At 59.2% G+C, this 19,916-nt stretch carries 17 protein-coding genes and 1 pseudogene; 10 read left to right on the top strand and 8 right to left on the bottom strand.

The features are described from left to right. Positions 1-91: 91 nt before the first annotated feature. The 3 genes from entF to fes are packed head-to-tail and all read right to left on the bottom strand — an operon-like array spanning position 92 to position 5,381. Positions 92-3,955 carry an enterobactin non-ribosomal peptide synthetase EntF gene (gene entF / locus ES815_RS15495; RefSeq protein WP_142488590.1) on the bottom strand — a complete coding sequence of 1,288 codons (3,864 nt, stop codon included), beginning with the start codon at positions 3,953-3,955 and terminating at the stop codon, positions 92-94. Continuing rightward, positions 3,952-4,164: an MbtH family protein gene (locus tag ES815_RS15490; RefSeq protein WP_142488588.1), complete on the bottom strand. Its 213-nt coding sequence runs from the start codon at positions 4,162-4,164 to the stop codon at positions 3,952-3,954. Before ES815_RS15490 ends, entF begins: the two co-directional genes overlap by 4 nt. A gap of 14 nt (positions 4,165-4,178) precedes the next feature. Continuing rightward, positions 4,179-5,381, bottom strand: a complete 1,203-nt coding sequence (gene fes / locus ES815_RS15485; RefSeq protein WP_142488586.1) for an enterochelin esterase — start codon at positions 5,379-5,381, stop codon at positions 4,179-4,181. A 254-nt stretch (positions 5,382-5,635) separates the two neighbouring features. On the opposite strand from fes, the gene ES815_RS15480 reads away from it, so the two are divergent. The 6 genes from ES815_RS15480 to ES815_RS15455 all read left to right on the top strand — a co-directional run bounded on the left by ES815_RS15480 (position 5,636) and on the right by ES815_RS15455 (position 12,998). After that, positions 5,636-7,876: a TonB-dependent siderophore receptor gene (locus tag ES815_RS15480; RefSeq protein ID WP_142488585.1), complete on the top strand. Its 2,241-nt coding sequence runs from the start codon at positions 5,636-5,638 to the stop codon at positions 7,874-7,876. A gap of 164 nt (positions 7,877-8,040) precedes the next feature. After that, positions 8,041-8,685 (top strand): enterobactin synthase subunit EntD, encoded by a 645-nt coding sequence (entD, locus tag ES815_RS15475; protein ID WP_142488583.1) that lies wholly within the window; start codon positions 8,041-8,043, stop codon positions 8,683-8,685. A 135-nt stretch (positions 8,686-8,820) separates the two neighbouring features. Then, on the top strand, positions 8,821-9,762 hold the full coding sequence (locus tag ES815_RS15470) for a D-ribose ABC transporter substrate-binding protein (RefSeq protein WP_142488581.1): 942 nt from the start codon (positions 8,821-8,823) through the stop codon (positions 9,760-9,762). Positions 9,763-9,773: 11 nt separating this feature from the next. Beyond that, positions 9,774-10,382 (top strand): DUF2291 family protein, encoded by a 609-nt coding sequence (locus ES815_RS15465; RefSeq protein WP_142488579.1) that lies wholly within the window; start codon positions 9,774-9,776, stop codon positions 10,380-10,382. Continuing rightward, entirely contained in the window at positions 10,382-11,908 is a 1,527-nt protein-coding gene (locus ES815_RS15460; protein ID WP_185902339.1) for a sugar ABC transporter ATP-binding protein, read from the top strand. Before ES815_RS15465 ends, ES815_RS15460 begins: the two co-directional genes overlap by 1 nt. 1 nt (position 11,909) lies before the next feature. After that, positions 11,910-12,998: an ABC transporter permease gene (locus ES815_RS15455; protein WP_142488577.1), complete on the top strand. Its 1,089-nt coding sequence runs from the start codon at positions 11,910-11,912 to the stop codon at positions 12,996-12,998. A gap of 105 nt (positions 12,999-13,103) precedes the next feature. Here the strand turns inward: ES815_RS15455 and ES815_RS15450 are convergent, their stop codons facing one another. Continuing rightward, positions 13,104-14,054, bottom strand: coding sequence for a sugar-binding transcriptional regulator (locus tag ES815_RS15450; protein WP_142488575.1), 951 nt, complete (start codon positions 14,052-14,054; stop codon positions 13,104-13,106). 174 nt (positions 14,055-14,228) lie between these two features. Here ES815_RS15450 and ES815_RS15445 point away from each other — a divergent pair. Next, a pseudogene (locus ES815_RS15445) lies at positions 14,229-14,366 on the top strand (transketolase); the annotation flags it as partial. Positions 14,367-14,424: 58 nt separating this feature from the next. On the opposite strand, the gene ES815_RS15440 reads toward ES815_RS15445, so the two are convergent. The 4 genes from ES815_RS15440 to ES815_RS15425 form a co-directional block, all read right to left on the bottom strand. After that, the gene (locus ES815_RS15440) at positions 14,425-14,925 is read right to left on the bottom strand and encodes an Hcp family type VI secretion system effector (RefSeq protein ID WP_142488573.1); all 501 of its coding nucleotides are present in this window, start codon (positions 14,923-14,925) and stop codon (positions 14,425-14,427) included. Positions 14,926-14,936: 11 nt separating this feature from the next. Continuing rightward, positions 14,937-15,281: a putative T6SS immunity periplasmic lipoprotein gene (locus ES815_RS15435; RefSeq protein WP_142488571.1), complete on the bottom strand. Its 345-nt coding sequence runs from the start codon at positions 15,279-15,281 to the stop codon at positions 14,937-14,939. Beyond that, entirely contained in the window at positions 15,278-15,820 is a 543-nt protein-coding gene (locus ES815_RS15430) for a type IV secretion protein Rhs (RefSeq protein ID WP_142488569.1), read from the bottom strand. Before ES815_RS15430 ends, ES815_RS15435 begins: the two co-directional genes overlap by 4 nt. Positions 15,821-16,004: 184 nt before the next feature. Further along, positions 16,005-16,193: a hypothetical protein gene (locus ES815_RS15425; RefSeq protein ID WP_142488567.1), complete on the bottom strand. Its 189-nt coding sequence runs from the start codon at positions 16,191-16,193 to the stop codon at positions 16,005-16,007. A gap of 485 nt (positions 16,194-16,678) precedes the next feature. On the opposite strand from ES815_RS15425, the gene ES815_RS15420 reads away from it, so the two are divergent. The 3 genes from ES815_RS15420 to ES815_RS15410 are packed head-to-tail and all read left to right on the top strand — an operon-like array spanning position 16,679 to position 19,905. Further along, positions 16,679-17,509 carry a transketolase gene (locus tag ES815_RS15420; protein ID WP_142488565.1) on the top strand — a complete coding sequence of 277 codons (831 nt, stop codon included), beginning with the start codon at positions 16,679-16,681 and terminating at the stop codon, positions 17,507-17,509. Next, entirely contained in the window at positions 17,502-18,452 is a 951-nt protein-coding gene (locus tag ES815_RS15415) for a transketolase family protein (RefSeq protein ID WP_142488563.1), read from the top strand. Before ES815_RS15420 ends, ES815_RS15415 begins: the two co-directional genes overlap by 8 nt. A gap of 34 nt (positions 18,453-18,486) precedes the next feature. Further along, positions 18,487-19,905: an L-fucose/L-arabinose isomerase family protein gene (locus tag ES815_RS15410; RefSeq protein ID WP_059308548.1), complete on the top strand. Its 1,419-nt coding sequence runs from the start codon at positions 18,487-18,489 to the stop codon at positions 19,903-19,905. Positions 19,906-19,916 lie beyond the last annotated feature (11 nt).

Below are 19,916 nucleotides of genomic sequence, written 5' to 3'. Positions count from 1 at the left end.
AACGCCGGGTGGCGGCTTCGCCTTACCCGGCCTACGAAACCCATTACGGCACGGACCCCAGGCCCGGCAAGCGCAGCGCCACCGGGCGTTTTTACTCCCCCAGAATCCTCTTCATCACCGGTCCTATCGTCTCAAACGCCTGCGGGGAGATGATGTCCACGTGGGCGCAGTCCTGGTGATAGAGCTCCAGCTCCCCCACCCACGGTGCCCAGGCGGCGAGCGGGTCCATGGTTCGCGTGCGTTCGGCAACAAACAGCGTCGCTTTGCCGTCGAACTTCGCGCTGTGCGCCGTGGTCAACAGACGCACCGCATCGGCATAGTTGCCCTCGATGGCGCTGAACAGCTCCCCGGATGCCTGCCCCTGCTGGGCGGCGAGGAACGCCTGACGCTCACGCTCGATCTCCGCTAAGACCTCCGGATCGAGGCCGTTAGCCTCTTTTTCACGCCAGTTTTGCGTCTCCGGCGGCCAGGTATCCAGCAGGCCAAGGAACGCAACAGCTTCCCCTTGCCCACGCAGGCGGGCGGCGATGCCCTGTGCCAGCGTGCCGCCGAGAGAGTAGCCGAACAGGTGATAAGGCCCGTGCGGCTGCTGGGCGCGTAGCGTCGCCAGGTGCTGGTCAATCACCTCGTCCAGGGTGGCGCAGTGCTGCATCGGTCCCGGTCGCGGCGACTGGATACCGGTAATCGACCAGCGCGGATTGAGATAGCGCGCCAGGACGCTGAACTGCCAGGCAAAACCGGAGGCCGGATGGAAGCAGAACAGCGTCGGGCCGTGGCTTTCGCGCAGGGGCAAAATCGTCTCGTAGCCCAGACGCCGGGCCTGCTCGTCGCTGATGTCGGATCCCAGCAGGGCGCTCAGCTTGCCCACCGTCGAGGCCACCATCACCTGGCCGGGGGTAACCTGGCGGGCAAAGTGGCGGCTCAGGCTGGCGGCAAGGCGCATCGCCAGCAGCGAGTGGCCGCCGAGGGCGAAGAAATCCGCCTCGATGTCGTTGATCTCGCAGCCCAGCAGGGCAGAAAACGCCACGGCAATCGCCTGTTCGGCGTCGCTTTCCGGTGCGCGACCCCGGGTCTTCATCGTCAGCTCCGGCAGCGGCAGCGCCTTGCGATCCAGCTTGCCGTTGGCGCTGAGGGGCAGCGCACTGAGTTGCAGTAACACCACCGGCACCATATGCGGCGGCAGCTGGGTTTTCAGGGCAGTTAAAAGCGCGTCGCGATCCAGCGGCAGGCCGGATTCCGAGACCACATAGCCCACCAGCTGACGGGCATCGCCGCCGGTGTCCGCCGCCTGGTTGATGACGCAGGCATGGGTTACCGCCTGAGCCACGTCCGGCAGGGTCAGCATCGCCCGGTCGATTTCCCCCAGCTCGATGCGCTGGCCGCGAATTTTCAGCTGATCGTCGCTGCGACCCAGATACTCCACCGCGCCGTTATCCAGCCAGCGGGCCACGTCTCCGGTGCGGTACATGCGCTCGCCCGGCGCGAACGGGTCGGCGATAAAGCGGCTGGCGGTCAGATCCGGGCGGCCCAGGTAGCCCTGCGCCAGTTGGATCCCGGTAAGATAAAGATCGCCCGCCACGCCGAACGGCACCGGGCGCATCATCGCATCCAGAATGCGCAGGCCGGTATTCCACACCGGGAAGCCGATCGGCACGCTGTTGCCCTCTATCGCCGCCAGTTCCGGGCCAAAGGCCGGATACCAGCTGACGTCCACTGCCGCTTCGGTCGGGCCGTAGAGGTTATGCAGCGGCGCATGGGTGAGCTGCTCCCACTCCCGGCACAGCGCGGTCGGCAGGGCTTCGCCGCTGCAGAACACCTGCTTCAGGCTGGCGCAGCAGGCGGCGTTTTCCGGAGTCAGCGAGGCGACAAAGGCCGCCAGCATCGACGGCACAAAGTGGGTGGTGGTGACGCCGTACTTCGCGAAGAAGTCCTGCATCGCCAGCGGATCGCGGTGCGCCTCCGGCTCGGCCATCACCAGCTTCGCCCCGGCGATAAACGGCCACCAGAACTCCCACACCGAGACGTCAAAGCTGCACGGCGTTTTTTGCGCCACCACGTCGGCGGCGGTGAGCGGGTAGTGGTTTTGCATCCACAGCAGGCGGTTGACGATGGCGGTCTGGCCGACCATCACCCCTTTCGGCCGTCCTGTTGAGCCGGAGGTAAAGATGATATAGGCGGTCTGTTCCGGGGCACTGAGGTTGAGCGGTGCGCTGCTCTCCGCAGGCATTAGTGTGTTGTAACTAAAAAGAGCCGGATGGTTAAAGCGCGGGCGCTGGTCGTCGGTGGTGATTAACAGCGACGGCTTCGCGTCCTCGATCATCATCTGCAGACGATCGTCAGGATATCCGGTGTCCAGCGGCAGCCACGCGGCCCCCGCTTCGACGATGGCGTGCAGGGCCAGCGTCAGGAACACCGAACGCGGTAACGCCACCGCCACGCTGTCGCCGGGCTTCACGCCCCGGGCACGCAGCTGGTTCGCCAGGGCCACCACCTGCTCGCGCATCTGGCGGTAGGTCAGTTCGTGGTGCGCATCAGCCAGCGCCGGGGCGTCCGGGGTTTTCGCCGCCTGCTCCGCCACCAGCGCGCTCAGGGTGGTGAGCGGCAGAGGAACCGCTGTCTGGTTAATCTTTTCCAGCTGCTGATATTCGGCGTCAGAAACCGTTTCGGCCTCGCCGCAGCGCAGGTCGATATTGGCGGCAAACTGCGCCAGCAACCCATGCAGGCGATCGACGTGGCGCACAAGGGTGGCCTCATCGTAACGCTGCTTGTTGGCGAGGATCTCAATGCTCAGACCGCCCTGCTCGTCCGGGAACAGCGCCATCTCAAGGTCGTTGACCGGGCCGGTGGCGAGGGTATGCGTCACCGCCTGAACGCCATCGATATCCAGCTGGTAGTCGAAGACCTTGACGTTAAACACCGGGCCAAACAGCGCCTCGTCGCTGGCGGTGCGCCCGCTGTCGCGGACGATCTGCTCGGCGTCATACCGCTGATGGCGACGCATCTTTTTCATCTGCCCGGCCAGGCGCTGGGCCAGCTCCGGCAGCGTCTCCTGAGCGTTGATGTTCACCGCCAGCGGCAGCACGTTCAGCACCGGCCCGGTAGCGGTGAGCGCCGCGGAGCCCATCCGGCGCATAAAGATAAACCCGGCGGCATAGTTCATGCGTCCGGTCAGACGGGCGAGCCACAGGGCCACCAGCGCCAGAGCGAGGTCGGTGCGCTGGATCTGGCTGGTACTGGCGAGCTGGCTGAAGGCGTAACGATCGGCGGTAAGCTTCAGGCGCAGAATGTCGGTGGTCGCGGCGCGACCCGGCAGCGGTGCGCTGGAGAGCGATACCGGCGGCGGGAGCTGCTTACGCTGCCCGGCCCAGAAAGCACCGTCGCGGACATACGCCTCGCTGTCGCGGTAGCGCTGATACTCCTCCACCACCTCGGCAAAGGGCGTAAACGGCGACGCCGGCGTGGCGTCGCCGTTAGACCAGGCGCGATAAATGGCGGCGATCTGACGGGTAATAGCGGGGAAGCTGAAACCATCCACCACTAAATGGTGATAGCGCTGATACCAGTACCAGCGGTTGTCCGCCACCTGAATCAGCAGGTGGAAAGCCAGCGGCTGGCCGCTGTCGACGCGCAGGTTCTGGTTAAGATCGGCGTGCATCTGCGCCTGCGCCGCGGCATGCGGATCGGCGTGAGCGCGAAGGTCAATAATCTGCGGCTCCGGCAGGGTAGCACTCTCGTCCACCCACTGCCCGATCTCGCCGTTGTCCTCGGTAAACCGCGTACGCAGGGTGTCGGCCTGCATCATGCCCGCCACCACCGCTTTCGCCAGCAGCGGCGCATCAACCGGGCCGATCAGCTCGACGTAATGGGCCACGCTCCAGGCGTTGGGCAGGTCGGAAAGCTGTTCCGCCATCCAGATCCCCGGCTGGGCGGCCACGAGAGGAAGTTGTGCGCTCATGGGGTCACCTGTGCAAAATGGGCCGGGATCAGGGTTTGCCACTGGGCTGCAAGCCACTGCTGACAGGCTTCCTGCGACTGCGGCTCGCACACCACGCGCCAGCCCTCAGGCAGGGCGCACTGCTGCGGCCACAGGCTGTACTGCTGTTGGGCGTTTTGCACAATGGCGAACAGGCCCTGCGGATCGTCGAAGGGGTTACTGAATTCCATACCAGACTCCATTATTAAATAAGCGGCTGCCAGAGAGTCATCAGCCCCTGCGTCAGCCCTCCCCGCCAGCAAAGTGCATCATGTCCGCCGTCCACCGGACGCCAGTAAACCTGCTGCTGTGTGTGCTGTAGCTCGGCGTACAGCGCCTGGCACGCGCGGTAGATCAGCGGTTCGCGTCGCCCCGCCTCAAGGACAATGCGCAGTCCCTGCGCCGACAGCTGTTGGTTTTTGAGTTGTTCGATAATCACGCCGTCCTGTTTGCCACCGCGATGGGGCCACCAGAAGGATCCCGACTGGCTGAGCACGCAGGCAAAACGCCCGGGCCAGTGCAGTCCGGCATAGAGCGCCGAGAGCCCGCCAAAGCTCTGTCCGGCGACCACCGTGCGATCGGCCCGGTCGCTGAACGGGGCCAGCGCCTGCACCTGCGGGAGTAATTCCTCCTGCACCGCCAGCCAGAAGTCGGGGTTGCAGGGCAGCTCGTGGCTGCGATGGGCGGTATCGATAACGTCGATCAGCACATAAACGGCGGACGGCAGCTGGCCTGCGGCGGTGAGCGCAGAAAGCGCGGGCCAGATTGGCATACTTTCGGCCCAGAACTGGCCGTCGAGCAGCACCGCCAGCGGGCGCTCGTCAGAGGTATCCTCGCCGGTGGTAAAGATCCAGACCCGGCGGGTGTTGCCAAGCCTGGCGCTCTGCCATGAAATACACTGCGGGGGCATATAAGGGGTATCGAGCCGATCCCAGCCCGGCTGAACCGGTGCCTCGGGCATCTCCAGCGCCGAGACCGGATGACCGCGCCCGCCGCGCCAGTGCTGGCGGTTTAGCGGATCGGCAATAGCGCCCGGCAACAGCTTGCGCCAGCCTTCGCGCAGGGCCATGCGGTCCGGCGGATCGGTGGCAAACACCGCCTCGCTGAAGTCGTCCTCGTGAACAGATGGGATAAAGCAGTAGCTACCCCGCCAGTTTGGGCTGAACTCGCCCTGCCACTGCCAGACGTCGGTGCCGGCAATGCGCTCCAGCGTCTGCGGACGGGCATTGTGGTGGTGATCGGTCACGCCTGTGATATAGAGCCATACCCGCTTCAGCGGCGAAGTCTGCTCTGTTCCGCCCGGATCGCGCCACCAGAAGGTCACCCGATAGTGATCCCCTTCCCGCACCCCTTCGGGCCCCTGTTTCGACTGCCACCAGGCGTCACTTCCCGTTTCCAGCGTCGTCACCGATATAACCCCATGACCTGTTCTGTTTTTTTGATAAAAGATAAACAATATCGATAATATTATTGATAACTATTTTCATTTGCAATAGCGTATGGGCGCGCTGTGGGAAGCGCGAACATTAAATAACCATGCCATGCGCTGCGTACTGACTCAGGACTGAGGGGTTTTCGCAGACTGCGGGCGATAGCCTCCCGCCGCCTCACCCATTCGGGACGGAGCCATGAGGCATGCGGCATCGAAAAGCAGGACATACAATGAATAACAAGCTTCACTCACTGGCCTTACTGGTCAATCTGGGGATTTACGGTGTGGCACTGCCTGCGATGGCAGCCGATACCGCGGGCAACGAAGACACCATGGTGATCACCGCCGCCGAGCAGAACCTGCAGGCACCGGGCGTATCGACCATCACCGCCGATGAAATTCGTAAAAACCCGGCGGCACGCGATGTGTCAGAGATTATCCGCACCATGCCGGGCGTCAACCTCACCGGTAACTCCACCAGCGGCCAGCGCGGCAACAACCGCCAGATTGATATCCGCGGCATGGGCCCGGAAAACACCCTGATCCTGATTGACGGTAAGCCGGTGACCAGCCGTAACTCCATCCGTCTGGGCTGGCGCGGCGAGCGTGACACCCGCGGCGATACCGGCTGGGTGCCGCCAGAGATGATCGAGCGCATCGAAGTGATCCGTGGCCCCGCCGCTGCGCGTTACGGTAACGGCGCGGCGGGCGGCGTGGTGAACATCATCACCAAAAAGGTCAGCAACGAGTGGCATGGCTCCTGGAACACCTATCTGAATGCCCCTGAGCACGATGAAGAAGGCTCCACCAAACGCACCAACTTTAGCCTCAATGGCCCGCTGGGCGGGGATTTCAGCTTCCGCCTGTACGGCAACCTGGATAAAACCCAGGCCGATGCCTGGGACATCAACCAGGGCCATCAGTCTGAACGTACCGGCGCCTATGCCGATACGCTGCCTGCTGGCCGTGAAGGGGTCGAGAATAAAGACGTCAACGGCGTGCTGCGCTGGGACTTTGCCCCGATGCAGGCCCTGCAGTTCGAAGCGGGTTACAGCCGTCAGAATAACCTCTACGCGGGCGATACCCAGAACACCAACAACGATAACAGCAGCAACGGGCTGGTGAAGAAGAACTACGGCAAAGAGACTAACCGTCTCTATCGCCAGAACTTCGCGGTCACCTGGACCGGCGGCTGGGATAACGGCATCACAACTAACAACTGGGCGCAGTACGAACACACCCGCAACTCCCGTCTGGGTGAAGGGCTGGCGGGCGGCCTGGAAGGGCTGTTTAACAGCAACAAATTCACCGACACCGACCTGTCCGACGTGATGCTGCACAGCGAAATCAACCTGCCGATCGACTTTATCGTCAACCAGAACCTGACCCTGGGTACCGAGTGGGATCAGCAGCGGATGAAGGATATGTCCTCCAATGGTCAGGCCCTGCAGGGCGGTGCTGTTCCGGGAATGAGTGACAGCCGCAGCCCGTACTCCGATGCGGAGATCTTCTCTCTGTTCGCGGAGAACAACATGGAGCTGACCGACAGCACCATGCTGACCCCGGCGCTGCGCTTCGATCATCACTCTATCGTGGGCAACAACTGGAGCCCGTCGCTGAACCTGTCGCAAGGGCTGGGGGATGATTTTACCCTGAAGATGGGGATCGCCCGGGCCTATAAAGCCCCGAGCCTGTACCAGACCAACCCGAACTACCTGCTCTACAGCAAGGGCCAGGGTTGCTACGCGAGTGCAGACGGCGTCGGCTGCTATATGCTGGGTAACGAGGATCTGAAAGCCGAAACCAGCATCAATAAAGAGATTGGCCTGGAGTGGAAACGCGACGGCTGGCTGGCGGGCGTGACCTGGTTCCGTAACGACTACCGCGACAAGATTGAAGCGGGCTATGCCCCGGTGGGTCATACCTCTTCCGGTAAGGTGCAGACCGATATCTACCAGTGGGAAAACGTGCCGAAAGCTGTAGTGGAAGGGCTGGAGGGCACCCTGAACGTGCCGGTCAGCGACACCATCAACTGGACCAACAACATTACCTACATGCTGCAAAGCAAGAACAAGGAGACCGGCGACCGTCTGTCGATCATCCCAGAGTACACGCTGAACTCAACCCTGAGCTGGCAGGTACAGCAGGATGTCTCCCTGCAGTCGACCTTCACCTGGTACGGCAAGCAGCAGCCGAAGAAGTATAACTACAAAGGTCAGCCGGTGAGCGGTTCTGAGAAGGACGAAGTCAGCCCTTACAGCATCGTCGGCCTGAGCGCGACCTGGGACGTAACCAAATACGTCAGCCTGACCGGCGGCGTGGATAACGTCTTCGATAAACGCCAGTGGCGTGCAGGTAATGCCCAGACCACCGGGAATACCACCACCGGGGCCTATATGTATGGCGCAGGGGCGTATACCTATAACGAACCGGGCCGCACCTGGTATATGAGCGTGAATACGCAGTTCTGACAACAGCAAAAAGGCAACGTGAGTTGCCTTTTTCTTTATTCTCGCATCCTGCCTCGCCCGGCGGCGCTGCGCTTGCACGGGTCTACATACTCAACTCAACGGCACCAGGAACCGTCCGGGCGCGTGTGCTACCATAAGACCCCTTTTTGCGCGGCGAGAAGCATATGCAGACTACCTACTCCACGTTTCTTCTGGCCGGGCAAACCGTTCATTGTATTACCTTCGATCCCACGACTTTTACCGATGCCGATCTCCTGTGGCTCCCGCATCATCAGCTACTGTCCGAAGCCGGGCGCAAGCGCAAAGCCGATCACCTGGCCGGGCGCATCGCCGCCTTTCATGCCCTGAAGCGGCAGGCCATCCCCGGTATCGGCAGCAGCGGCGAACCGCTGTGGCCTGCGGGCGTGAGCGGCAGCATATCCCATAGCGGTACTCAGGCAGTTGCGATATGCCAGGAAAAGGGTGTTGTTGGTATCGATTGTGAAGCCATCATTAACGAACGTGAGGCCCGTGAAATCCAGGACGGCGTAATCGATGCCCGGGAAGCACAACTCCTGGCCGGGAGCGGCCTTCCTTTCGATCTGGCCTTCACCCTCACCTTCAGCGCCAAAGAGAGCCTGTTCAAAGCCCTGTTTCCGCAGGTGCAGGCGTGGATGGGCTTCGACAGTGCGCGCGCCACGGCATTGACGGCCAACACCCTGACCTTATCCCTCTCCCGCCCTTTTCCGCCCTTTGCACAAAATCAGGCATTTACCCTGCACTGGAGCCAGATTAATACCCAGGTCATCACCCTGATCTGCGATGCATAACGGCTCAGGATCGTGATCCTTTTCTCCTTTTAAACAAATTAGCTGCCTAAACCGTAGACAGTTTTATCAGGCAGTCTTATCGTTACATTGAATAATAAATCATTATTGAATAAATATTCAATGTGGAGAAAAAGAATGAACACGACCTTTGTAAAATCCGCTTTACTGGCCTCAATGATCGCCGCTTCCGGCTCCCTGTTTGCCGCCGATAACGGACTCATTGCGATTATTACCCCCTCACACGACAACCCGTTCTTCAAGGCTGAAGCCGACGGCGCGGCGGCGAAAGCGAAAGAGCTGGGTTACACCACCCTTGTCGCCTCGCATGACGATGACGTGAACAAACAAAACCAGCTGATTGAGACCGCTATCGCCCGTAAAGCGAAAGCGATCATTCTGGATAACGCCGGGGCAGATGCCACCGTCGGTCCGCTGGAGAAGGCCAAAGCGGCAGGCGTCCCTGCTTTCCTGATCGATCGTGAAATCAACAAAACCGGCGTGGCGGTGGCGCAGATTGTCTCGAACAACTATCAGGGGGCGCAGCTGGGTGCGGAGAAATTCGCCAAACTGCTGGACGGCAAAGGCAAATACGTTGAGCTGCTGGGCCGTCCGTCGGACACCAACGCCCACGTGCGCTCCCAGGGCTACCACGACGTGCTGGATGACTATCCGGACATGAAGATGGTGGCGCAGCAGACCGCCAACTGGAGCCAGACCGAAGCCTTCACCCGTATGGAAGCCATCCTGCAAACCAACCCGGATATCGTCGGCGTGATCTCCGGAAACGACACCATGGCGCTGGGTGCCGAAGCGGCGCTGAAGGCCGCCGGGAAAAACAACGTGATTGTGGTCGGCTTTGACGGCAGCGACTACACCCGCGACTCGATCCTGAAGAAGGGCAATATCAAAGCTACCGTTCTTCAGCCGGGCTGGGAGCAGGCGCAGATGGCCGTTGAGCAGGCGGATTACTACCTGAAAAACGGCAAAGCGCAAAAAGACGAGAAACAGCTGATGGACTGCGTGCTGATCGATGAGTCCAACGCCAGCAAGCTGAATGTGTTCAACCTCAGCAAATAAGCGGAGGCAGTATGCGGTTAAAACAATGGGGCGCCGCGCTGACAGGCGCAGCCGCCCTGTTGCTGACGGCCTGCACCGTGGTGGATCTGGATGAGAACGGCAAGCCAATCATGCCTGCCGATCCCAACGCCAAAGCGAGCTTTGACAACCAGACCCCACAGCAGATCGCGCAACAAACCTGGCAGCCGCGGATCCTCGACGCCGCCAAAAATCATGCGCTGGACGCCAGCGCCCTCTCCACCCAGCTGAAAACGCCGTCTGACAAAGCGCAGAGTGTCTTCGTGCGCCTCAGCGGCAAAGTGGAGCGTGTGGAGGCCAGCAGCGCCAACGAGCAGAAACTGGTGATGACGGTGAACGGCCAGCCGCTTCAGATCCAGACCGGGCCGGTGATGCGCGGCAACGCCATCCGCGACGCGGCCGGCTTCCGCTTCGATGAATTTACCAATCAGGTGCAGTACGCCCAGCTCTCCCGGGCGTTAAACCGCGAGGCGGTGAAACATCTGCCAAAAGTCGATGACAGCTGGAGCGGCAAAAATGCCACCGTGATGTTCGCCACCACCCTGACGGGCGGCAAAGCGAATGAAGCGGCGGCGCTGGAACTGACACAGGAGGCGCCGTGATGAGCGATAACCCGGCAGAGGACATTATCCTCAGCACCCGCGGCATCTCGATGCTGTTTCCCGGCACCGTGGCGCTGGATAAGGTCGATTACCGCGTCTGGCGCGGCAAAGTGAACGTCATTATCGGCGAGAACGGCGCCGGAAAATCGACGCTGATGAAGATCCTTGCCGGGGTGCAACAGCCCAGCCTCGGCGAGATGTGGCTCAACGGCAAGCAGGTGGCGTTCACTAACACCCGGGATGCCGCTGCCCACGGGATCGGCATGGTGCACCAGGAGCTGAACCTGTTTGAAAACCTCAACGTGGCGGAGAACGTCTTTCTCGGTCGCGAGCTGCAAAAAGGGGTGACGCCGATTAACGAGGCGGAGCAGGAGTCCCGCACCGCGGCGCTGCTGAAACGCCTCGATCAGCCCATCTCCCCGCGGGAGCTGGTGGGCAACCTGAAGGTCGGGCAGCAGCAGCTGATCGAGATAGCCAAGGCGCTGGCCGAGGATGCCGACATCCTGATCCTCGACGAGCCCACCTCGGCGCTGAGTAAAACCGAGGTGGAGATCCTGTTTAGGGTGATCCGCGAGCTGACCCGCCAGGGCGTCACCATCATCTATATCTCCCACCGGCTGGAAGAGCTGATGGCGATAGGCGATGTGATCACCATTCTGCGCGACGGCAAATTCCAGGCCGAGGCGAAGGTGCAGGATATCGACGTGCCCTGGATCGTGCGCGAAATGCTCGGCAGCGATCCGGTAAGCAACTTCCTTGAGCCGGGCCGTACCTTCGGCGCGCCGGTGCTGGAGGCGGAACACATCACCTGCGTCAATGCCGCCGGAAATACGGTGGTCAACGACGTCAGCTTCCAGGTGAACGCCGGGGAGATCGTCGGCATCTACGGCCTGATGGGTGCCGGGCGTACCGAGCTGTTCGAGTGCATGCTCGGCACCGAGCGCAACTATCTGGGCAAACTGTGGCTCGACAGTAAACCGGTGCCGCAGCGGCTCACCACCGCCGAGCGCATCCGCATGGGGATGAGCCTGGTGCCGGAAGACCGCAAACGCACCGGGATCTTCCCCGGCTCGTCGGTGGCCAGCAACCTGACCATCGCCAGCCTGTGGCGCCGTCTGCAGCGCGGTTTCACCATCGCGCAGAAAGCGGAGCAGGAGGTGGTGGCCAGCACCATCGGCAATCTGTCGATCAAGGTCTCCACCCCGGAAGTCGAGATCCAGGCGCTCAGCGGCGGCAATCAGCAAAAAGTGGTGATTGGCCGCTCGCTGCTGACCAATCCGAAGGTGCTGTTCCTTGATGAGCCGACGCGCGGCATCGACGTGGGTGCCAAAGCGGACGTGTTTCGCATGATGGTGCAGCTGTCGCAGCAGGGCATCGCGGTGGTGTTCTCCACCTCGGATTTGAAAGAGATTATGGCGGTATCGGACCGCATTCTGGTGATGTCCGGCGGCAAACTGACCGCCGATATTGTTCGCGATCGGGCCGACGAATCGGCGCTGGTCACCGCAAGTGCTCAGGGGTTCTAAGATGAAAACGACACAGTCTGTCGCGCTGACGCCGCAAAAAGGGGCCGCGCCTTCCCGGGAAAAATTACTTCTGCTGCTGCTGAAGATGCGCACTTTCATTGCGCTGTTTCTGATTGTCGGCTTTTTCACAATGACCGTGCCAGGCTTTCTCTCTGCCGGAAGCCTGGTGATCATGATTAAGCATATCGCCATCAACGCGTTTCTGGCGCTGGGGATCACCTTCGTGATCATCACCGCCGGGATCGACCTGTCGATTGGCGCCACGCTGGGGCTGTGCGGGATGATCGCCGGGTGGATGATCACCAAAGGGATTGTGCTGCCGATGTTCGGCATCGCTATCTTCCCGAGCGTATGGGTGATTGTGCCCATCGTGCTGCTGATTGGCGCACTTATCGGGGCGGTTAACGGCTGGATCATCACCCGCTATAACGTCGCGCCCTTTATCTGCACCCTTGGCACCATGTACGTGCTGCGCGGGGCGGCGATGCTCACCTCCGACGGCCAGACCTTCCCGGGCCTGTCAGGCAACCCGCAGCTGGGGAATACCGGCTTCGATGAGATTGGCGCCGGCACGCTGCTCGGCATCCCGTGGGCCATCTGGATGATGATCGTCCTGGCGCTGGCGATCGCCTACATTGCCCGCCGCCTGCCGTTTGGCCGCCACGTCTACGCCATCGGCGATAACGAACGCGCGGCAGAACTCTCCGGAGTGCGGGTCAAGCAGGTGAAAGTGCTGGTCTATACCCTGTCGGGGTTCTGCGCCGCCATCGCCGGGATTGTGGTCTCCGCGCAGCTGCTGGCGAGCCACCCGGCCAACGGCACCGCGTTTGAGATGAACGCCATCGCGGCGGTGGTACTGGGCGGCACCTCGCTGGCCGGTGGCCGCGGCACCATTCTCGGCACCCTGATTGGCGCCTTCGTCATCGGCTTCCTCGCCGACGGCCTGGTGATGATGGGGGTCAGCGAGTTCTGGCAGATGGTGATCAAAGGGATCGTGATTATCGTGGCGGTGATCATCGACCAGATGCAAAACCGGATGCAGCAGAAAGCGGCGGTGGTGGCGCAAAAGGCGGTGATGGAAGGAAAGTAGCGCGGTTGTGCGGTCTTTGTGCCGGGTGGCGGCTTCGCCTTACCCGGCCTACAAGGTCAACGGCAGTTTTGTAGGCCCGTGCAAGCGAAGCGCCGCCGGGCAAAACTACGCTTTCAACAAACTCCGCGCCGTCGGGTAATCGGTGATCAACACGTCGATGTACTTCCCTTCCAGCGCCCCGCGAATGGCGTTGCGCTTTTCTTCCCCACCGGCCAGGGCAATCACCTGCGGACAGGCGCGGATCTGCGCCAGCTCCATGCCGATCACCGGATCTTCTTCCGGGCTCAGCACCGGCTCGCCTTTCGCATCGTAGTAGTGCAGGCAGATGTCCCCTACCGCCCCGCGCTCGGCCAGCAGTTTGAGCATATCTTCGTTGTAGTAGTTGCCGGAGTTTTTCAGCAGCTGCGACGGCTCCAGTTCGCCGATGCCGACAATCGCCACGTCCACTTCGGCGAATTTGCCCACCACCGCCGCCACGTCCGGGCTGCTCACCAGCCGGGCGCGCTCCTCCACCGAGTGCTCAATGCTCTGGGACGGCAACAGCCCTGCCGGGCAGCCGAGGTGCGCCGCCAGCTGCTGGGTGAGGATCGTCGCCTGCACGTTGCCGTTCGGCCCGACGCCGCCCAGCAGCTGGATCACCCCGGCGGCGCGGATATTCTGCGGGTGCATCTCATCCACCATGCAGCGGATGGTGCTGCTCCAGGAGGAGATCCCGACCAGATCTTCCGGGCGCAGGCGGGTTTCAACATAGTGCGCCGCCGCGCTGCCGATGGCGTGCTTAATCTGGGCGCTGGACGGGTTCTCCCCCACGTCCACCACGATGGTCTGGCGGATGCCATACTGCTCTTCCAGCGCCTTTTCCAGCGAGACAAAAATGTTGGTCGGTTGCACCACGGTAATTTTGACCAGCCCCTCTTTCTGGCAGCGGGTCAGCGCCCGTGAGACAAAGGACTGCGAGAGATGCAGCAGCGAGGCAATCTCGGACTGCTTTTTATTCTCGCTGTAGTAAAGTGTGGCGATCTTAACCAGCAGTCGCTGTTCATCCTGCTTCGACATAACGTTCCCCTTAATCGACTGTCGTTATTTTTATTCATCCCTGAATATTTAACAAGCAAGCGCCGTCGCGATCCGCCGGGCAAATGTGATCCTTTTCTCTTTTCTTCGAAATTTGCCTGCGCAAATCGTAGACAAACCCCGGTTATGGCGCTGCACTCCCTGCTAAGGGGCCGACTGGCGGCAAAAGGCAGCAATAACAAACGTCGGGTGTTTGTCGTGATCGGGGATGGTGAACTGGCCGAGGGCAGTAACTGGGAAGCCGCGCTGGTCGCTGCGCATTACCCGCTGGATAACCTGTACATCATCAATGATTAAAGCAATCTCCATCTGGCGGGAATTATGGAAACCGGCCTTATCGCTGCACTCCATGCTACTTTTTCTGCTGGTTGTAACCCACTGGGCGGCTCCAGTCATCGTCATACTTGATATTCCCTTCGATATAAAACCACTCAATTCCTGAATAGGAAATTGCGATATTCTCCATCATTCCTGGCGTGCGAGAGCCCGGGATATAAGCATGAGAAGCATTAACTGACATGATCACAATGCTGGTAAGCGTAATTCTGTAAATCTCGTATTCAATGCCAGCCTCGTTGATGTCGTAATAATGTATCACTGCCTTTTGCAGCCGCTTACTTTGGCAGACTGCAACCGCAAAATATGGCGAGGTTTTATCAATCTCTTTGTGCAGGGTAAAAGCGTTGTGTTCGCGCGAGCCCATAAGTTTACCCGTGTTGCGGCATGTGTTCTGGTACACACCGTAACTGCTGTTCATAATTTCAATTGCACCCTCACGGTCCAGCGCTATACAACTGCCTTTGATCAGCTGTCCATTTTCATCATAGAGATACATATAAGCTGGTAATGACATCGTTATTTCCCTTATTGATTACTTGAGACGTTCCAGTCATTGTCGATAAAGAACACGTAGCGATAATTTGAACCATTCAGCGTGTACGACACGCCATAGGTATAACCCGGCCTAAGCATCAGATTTAAACAGGAGTCTGGCCAGGAGAAAGAAACGTGCTCATTAGTGGCAAATTCTTTGTATTCTCCGCCCTGCATTGAAGAAATGTTATAGCGACTCAGGACGTCGGTTTTATCCACCGAAAAGCAAACATGCCCCTTATCAACGATGATTGAGCGCCAGGGGGCTGCACGATCACCTTTACCACATCCGACAAGGGTTACAGATAACAGAATCAAGGATAAGTAGCGTTTCAATGCGGGAAACTCCCAAGCACTTTCTGATATCGAGCCATAAGTTTGAGGGTAGGCTCTGACGAGTCATAGTTTTTGAGGCGATACAGGTCGTTTCGATTACAGAATCCATAGGTTTTGAGCAACCAGTAATCACTCACGATACATGCCTGATTTTCTATGCCGTAGTCCATCAAATTTGGTTTATTGAGCTCATAGTTGTAATCAACAGCCCATGAGAATGCGCCACGCGTTCTTACCATCATCCCGCGCTGGTGTTGCCAGACATGCATCATTTCATGCAGAAATATGTGCTGACCGCCTATGCGATCATTTTTGACGTGTGGCTGTGAAAAATCAGGCTCATACACCCCTTCCTGAAAATATATTTCGCCGTTTGGCGCCATGGCGACGTTGTTCGCCTGCATATTGAAAGGAAGGTAGCTGCTGCGGTGAATCCATACTTCGTTATAACGAATACTAAAAGCGTAGAGCGTGCGGGCCAGGTTAATTTCACCAAGGGTCAATAACCGCAGACCTCCGCGATTTATTCCATTCGACATTTAATCCCTCCAATAAGAAGGATTTATCATATCAACTGCGTAAAATTGTACAATTGTTTATGTGCTCAATAAAAATAGATAATACATTGATCTCGTTTATCATATTTCACATCGTTAAGCGCTAAACATAGCACCTATCTATTTTCGTTAGCATAGCTAATATTTAAACAATTCATATTGGTATTTAAACGGCCATTAATCCGGCATGACTGAGGTCAACATATTTTATTAGTCTGCCTTCGTAACCCTTTAAAATAAAAATTACTACAATTGCCTTAGGTCTTACTAAACCATTTTCTTTATAGCCTTTTACAGCCCTTATGTAGACCGGCGACCCTGCAACGATAAATGTGTCCTTCTGATTCTTCGCCATTAGTCCCCTATCGACGAGGATCATTCTGAAACAACTGGCGTAAAAACAGTATTACGCAGCGGTATGGCGCACCGCGATTGCGTTATTCCGCTCAGCCCGCCAGGGCAATCACCTGTGGGCAGGCGCGGATTTGCGCCAGCTCCATGCCGATGACCGGGTCTTCTTCCGGGCTCAGCACCTGCTTCGACATAACGTTCCCCTTAATCGACTGTCGTTATTTTTATTCATCCCTGAATATTTAACAAGCAAGCGCCGTCGCGATCCGCCGGGCAAATGTGATCCTTTTCGCTTTTCTTCGAAATTTGCCTGCGCAAACCGTAGACAAACCCCAGAGCAGGGCATATCTTACTATCATGAATAATAAATCAGCATTGAATATATATTCAAAGCGGTCATAAATCCCTGCTCTGACAGAGAGAACAGGGAAAAAACGTACCCGGCTGGAATAATTATTCACAATAGATTATAAATTCAGGAGGTATGTTATGAATCCGTTTTCGCTCTCCGTCGCGGAGCTCGAAACCCGGGCGCGTTCGATTCGTCGCCGGATCATTGTGCTGAATGCCGAAAGCCCGGCGGGCGGCCATACCGGCGCCGATCTTTCGCAGGTCGAACTGCTGACCGCCCTCTACTTTCGCATTCTGAACTGCTCCCCGCAGCTGAAGGACAGCGATGAGCGCGATATCTATATCCAGTCAAAAGGCCATGCGGTGGGCGGGTATTACTGCGTGCTGGCCGAGGCCGGGTTTATTCCCGTCGAGTGGCTCTCCACCTATCAGCATGCCGACTCTCACCTGCCGGGCCACCCGGTGAAACACAAAACCCCTGGCATTGAGCTGAATACCGGCGCGCTGGGACATGGTCTGCCGGTAGCGGTGGGGATCGCCCTGGCCGCGAAACGCAACAACAGCAAGCGTCGGGTGTTTGTGGTGACCGGCGACGGTGAGCTGGCGGAAGGCAGCAACTGGGAAGCCGCGCTGGTCGCCGCTCATTATCAGCTGGATAACCTTTTTATTATCAATGACAAAAACAACCTCCAGCTGGCGGGCTCTACCAAAGAGATCCTCAACACCGATCCGCTGGATGAGAAGTGGAGAGCCTTCGGCCTGGAAGTGACCGGCTGCAACGGCAATGACATGGCGGATGTGGTCGCCACGCTGGAAGGACTGAAGCCCAACGGCAAGCCGCATGTGGTGATTGCCCATACCACCAAGGGCGCGGGAATTTCATTTATTCAGGGACGGCCTGAATGGCACCACCGCGTGCCGAAAGGGGAAGAAGTTGAACTGGCGCTGGAGGAACTGAAAGATGAGTAATAGCGAACACCTTGCCACGGTGATGGTTAATGCCTTTATTGACGCCGTCGAACGCGGCGTGGACCTGGTGCCGGTGGTGGCAGACTCCACCTCCACGGCGAAAATCGCCCCCTTTATGCAGCGTTTCCCGGGCCGGCTGGTTAACGTCGGCATCGCCGAGCAGACGCTGGTGGGCGCCGCTGCCGGTCTGGCGATTGGCGGCAAGATCGCCGTCACCTGTAACGCCGCGCCCTTTTTGATTTCACGTGCCAACGAGCAGATCAAAGTCGACGTCTGCTACAACAACACTAACGTGAAGCTGTTCGGCCTGAACGCCGGCGCCAGCTACGGCCCGCTCGCCAGTACCCACCACAGCATCGACGATATCGCCATTATGCGCGGCTTCGGCAATATCGAAATTTACGCCCCGTCGAGCCCGAACGAGTGCCGCCAGATCATCGACTACGCCCTCGACCATGTGGGCCCGGTCTATATCCGTCTCGACGGCAAAAATCTGCCGGAACTGCACGATGAAAGCTACCGTTTTGCCCCGGGCAAGATTGACGTCCTGCGCACCGGCCACGACGTGGCGCTGGTGGCGATGGGATCGACGGTGCATGAAATAGTGGAAGCCGCCGCACAACTCGCGGAAGAAGGTATTGACGCCACTGTTATCAGCGTTCCATCTATTCGTCCCTGTGATACCCAACAGCTGCTGGCGGCAATCGCCCCCTGCAAGGCGGTGGTGAGCGTCGAGGAGCATAACGTCAACGGCGGCGTCGGCAGTCTGGTAGCGGAAGTGCTGGCCGAGGCCGGATGCGCCGTGCCGCTGAAACGTCTGGGGATCCCGGATGGACAATACGCGATTGCCGCCGACAGAGCGTCAACGCGGGCACGTCATGAGATTGATGTCGCTGGGGTGGTGAAACACGCCCGGGAAATGCTGACGCGACAGATTTGCTGAAAATAACAACAACATCTTACTGGAGAGAGAAGCAATGTCCCGAATTCCTCAACAACTTACGATGGGCGTGATCATCGGCAACCGTGGGTTTTTCCCGAGCTATCTGGTGGCAGAAGCACGCGAGCAGGCGATCGCCCTGTTTGGCCGCCTGGGGATCAACACCGTGATGCTCGATCCGAGCCAGACCGAACTCGGCGGCGTCGAAACCCGTCAGGATGCCAAAGTGTGCGCCGAGCTGTTTCGCGCCCATCGCGATCGCATTCATGGCGTGGTGGTGCTGCTGCCGAACTTTGGCGATGAAAAAGCGGTGGCAGAAACCCTGCGTCTTTCTGGCCTGAACGTGCCGGTGCTGGTGCAGGCCGAGGAAGATAACCTCGATAAAATGGGGCTGGCGACCCGCCGCGACAGCTTCTGCGGCAAGATCTCCCTGTGCAACAACCTGCGTCAGTACGGCATTCCCTTTACCCTCACCTCCCAGCACGTCTGCGCCCTCACCGGCGAGGTGTTTGAACAGGATCTGAAGCGCTTCGAGCAGGTGTGCCGCGTGGTGAGCAGCATGCGGGGAGTGCGCGTGGGGGCTATTGGTGCCCGTCCGGCGGGCTTTAACACCGTGCGCTACAGCGAGAAATTGCTGGAAAGACTGGGCATTGCCGTGGAAACTCTCGATCTGTCCGAAGTCTTTACCCGCATTAAAACCCTGCGCGATGACGATATCCGCGTGGATGAAAAACGCCGGATTCTGATCGACAACGCCGACGCCAGCCGCATTCCGGCCGACAAGCTGGTGACTATGGCCAAGCTGTTTGTGGTGATCAGCGAGTGGGTGGTGGCCAACGACATCGACACCACCGCCATCCAGTGCTGGACCTCCCTGCAGGAGAACCTCGGTATTAACGTCTGCTCGATCATGAGCGTGATGTCCGGCCAGCTGATGCCTAGCGCCTGCGAGGTGGACGTGATGGGGGCCCTCTCCATGTATGCCCTGGCCAGCAGCAATATGAATCCGGCCTCCATTGCCGACTGGAACAACAACTTCGGCGACGATCGCGACAAATGTGTCCTGTTCCACTGCGGTAACTTCGCCGCCTCCAGCCTCGAATCCCCGCACATGGGCACCGCCGACATCATCGGTACCACGGTCGGGAAAGAGAACACCTGCGGCGCGGTCCACGGTCGTCTGAAAAGCGGCCCGCTGACCTACTTCCGCCTGAGCACCGACGATCTGACCGGAGAAATCAAAGCCTACGTGGGCCAGGGCCAGTCGGTGGACGATCCGCTGGATACGGTGGGCTGCCGGGCGGTGATCCAGGTCCCGCATCTGGAGAACCTGCTGAACTGGATCTGCCGCAACGGTTTTGAGCATCACGTGGCGATGAACCACTCTGCCAGCGCGGAGATCCTGCATGAAGCCTTCACCCGTTACCTCGGCGTTTCAACTTATCTCCATCGTTAAGGGCAGGAGGC

The sequence above is a fragment of the Leclercia adecarboxylata genome (assembly GCF_006874705.1).
In the GTDB taxonomy this organism is placed as follows: domain Bacteria; phylum Pseudomonadota; class Gammaproteobacteria; order Enterobacterales; family Enterobacteriaceae; genus Enterobacter; species Enterobacter adecarboxylatus_C.
This window is presented reverse-complemented; position numbering and strand designations above follow the sequence as displayed.